4 protein-coding genes are annotated in these 2,088 nt (G+C 65.3%); 2 read left to right on the top strand and 2 right to left on the bottom strand.

The window, feature by feature from the left end:
- On the bottom strand, positions 1-384 hold a 384-nt coding region (locus ACN269_RS34590; protein WP_421477530.1), incomplete at its 3' end, for an MFS transporter.
- A 22-nt stretch (positions 385-406) separates the two neighbouring features.
- Complete coding sequence (locus tag ACN269_RS34585; RefSeq protein ID WP_421477528.1) at positions 407-679, bottom strand: DUF4235 domain-containing protein; 273 nt, start codon at positions 677-679, stop codon at positions 407-409.
- 48 nt (positions 680-727) lie between these two features.
- On the opposite strand from ACN269_RS34585, the gene ACN269_RS34580 reads away from it, so the two are divergent.
- Entirely contained in the window at positions 728-1,594 is an 867-nt protein-coding gene (locus ACN269_RS34580) for a TIGR03619 family F420-dependent LLM class oxidoreductase (protein ID WP_421477526.1), read from the top strand.
- 113 nt (positions 1,595-1,707) lie between these two features.
- Positions 1,708-2,007: a hypothetical protein gene (locus ACN269_RS34575; protein ID WP_421477524.1), complete on the top strand. Its 300-nt coding sequence runs from the start codon at positions 1,708-1,710 to the stop codon at positions 2,005-2,007.
- Positions 2,008-2,088: the final 81 nt, after the last annotated feature.

The following is a 2,088-nucleotide window of genomic DNA, read 5'->3' as shown; positions in this document are numbered from 1 at the left end:
AACGACCAGCAGCGCATCGCGTGGGGCTCCGCGGATGCCCTTGCCCAGCCGGTCGGTCACCCGGCCGGCCAGCACACCACCCCAGCCGGTGGCCGCGGCCACCATGACCTTGCCCAGCGCGGCCATGCCGTAGCCGGTGGCGATCAGCGGCCGGCGGGAGTATCGGTCAGCCAGCGGGCCGGCGGCGAGTTTGGTCAGCGACGCCGCACCTTCGGCGGCACCCTCGACCGCGCCGACCACCGCGGCGGGTGCCCCCAGCACGGTGGTCAGGTAGATCGGCAGCAGCGGGTAGAGCAGCTCACTTGCGGTGTCCTGCAGAAACGACACCGCCGACAGGACGCGAACGTTGCGGGTGAGCCAACGACGTCCCGGTGGCTGGTGCACCTACCCCATGTTGCCGGACGGGCTACTGCGGGTCTTCGTTGGTCACCGCCCGGTAGCCATGCGCGCTGGCACGGTCCACCGCGGCCCTGGTCAACCCGAAGATCAGGCCCTGCAACGCAGCGGCGCTCAGCGCCTCTCGGCCCGAGCGGTTCAGGTCTTTGGGCTCCGGCGGTTCCTGGTCGCTGTCGCCGACCTTCTTCCAGACCCGCGCAAAGATCTCACTGGCCAGCAGCGCGCCTGCCACACTGCTCACCAGGGCCAGCGGTTTGTACAAGGCTTTGGACGCAGTACTCACCGGGACTGCGTTCCTCGTCCACCCGAGCTTCAAACATCAGGAGGGTATGTGCGGTTCACCTACGCCGAAGCCATGACCGATCCGACCTTTTACATTCCGCTGGCTCAAGCCGCCGAGGCGGCCGGGTATCACGCGATGACGATCGCCGACAGCGTGGCCTATCCGTTCGAGTCCGATGCCAAGTACCCCTACACCCCGGACGGCAACCGGGAATTCCTGGACGGCAAGGAGTTCATCGAGGCGTTCGTGCTGGCCGGCGCGTTGTGCGCGGTGACGACGACGCTGCGGTTCAACTTCTTCGTGCTCAAGCTGCCGATCCGGCCGCCGGCGTTGGTGGCCAAGCAGGCCGGGTCGCTGGCCGCGCTGTTCGACAACCGGCTCGGGTTGGGCGTCGGCACCAGCCCGTGGCCCGAGGACTACGAGGTGATGGGAGTGCCGTTCGCCCGGCGCGGCAAGCGGATGGACGAGTGCATCGACATCATCAGGGGGCTGACCACCGGCGAGTACTTCGAGTACCACGGCGAGTTCTACGACATCCCCAAAACTAAGATGAGCCCGGCGCCCAGCCGGCCGATCCCCATCCTGATCGGCGGGCACGCCGACGCCGCGCTGCGCCGGGCCGTCCGCTGCGACGGGTGGATGCACGGCGGTGGCGATCCCGACGAGCTCGACCGGCTGATCGCCCGGCTGCACACGTTGCGTGCCGAACAGGGCCAGACGGGCCCCTTTGAAATCCACGTCATCTCGGCCGACGCGTTCACGCTCGACGGCATCAAACGGCTGGAGGACAAGGGCGTCACCGACGTCATCGTGGGATTCCGGCTGCCCTACATCATCGGGCCGGACACCGAGCCGCTGGACAGAAAGATCCGCCATCTGGAGCGCTTCGCCGAGAAAGTGATCGCCAAGCTGTAGAAAGTTTCCGACGAATTTGGGCTTTCTATGCGTTCACTATGAGCACCGGGATATCCCGCGAATCGCTCCTACATTGGAATGCATAAGCAAACCAATTCAGGAGAGGTCGGGAGATGAAGAATTTCGTTGTTGCGGCAATCGGGTGCGCACTGGGTCTAGCCGCGCTGACAGTGGGAACGGATGCCGCCGGGGCGGCGCCGACCGGGCCCTCGACCGTCGACGAAACGGTGCGAACGCTGGAAGCTAGTGGCTACAACGTGATCCTGAACAGGACCGGAGCGGCACCGCTGGCTGACTGCACGGTCAGCGAGGTGCGGCCGGGGCACACGCACTCCACCACCGATTCGCGCGGCGGTAGCTCACTGACGACGACGGTGACGTCAGATACCGTCTACGTCGACGTGACCTGCTGACGTTATGTGATCGCATGAATTCACGATGAGTTTATGGCGCGAACAATGGTCGCGACATAAACTTATTTTTCATTTGCTTCA

Source organism: Micromonospora sp. WMMD736, assembly GCF_049179015.1.
Lineage (GTDB): Bacteria > Actinomycetota > Actinomycetes > Mycobacteriales > Micromonosporaceae > Micromonospora.
This window is presented reverse-complemented; position numbering and strand designations above follow the sequence as displayed.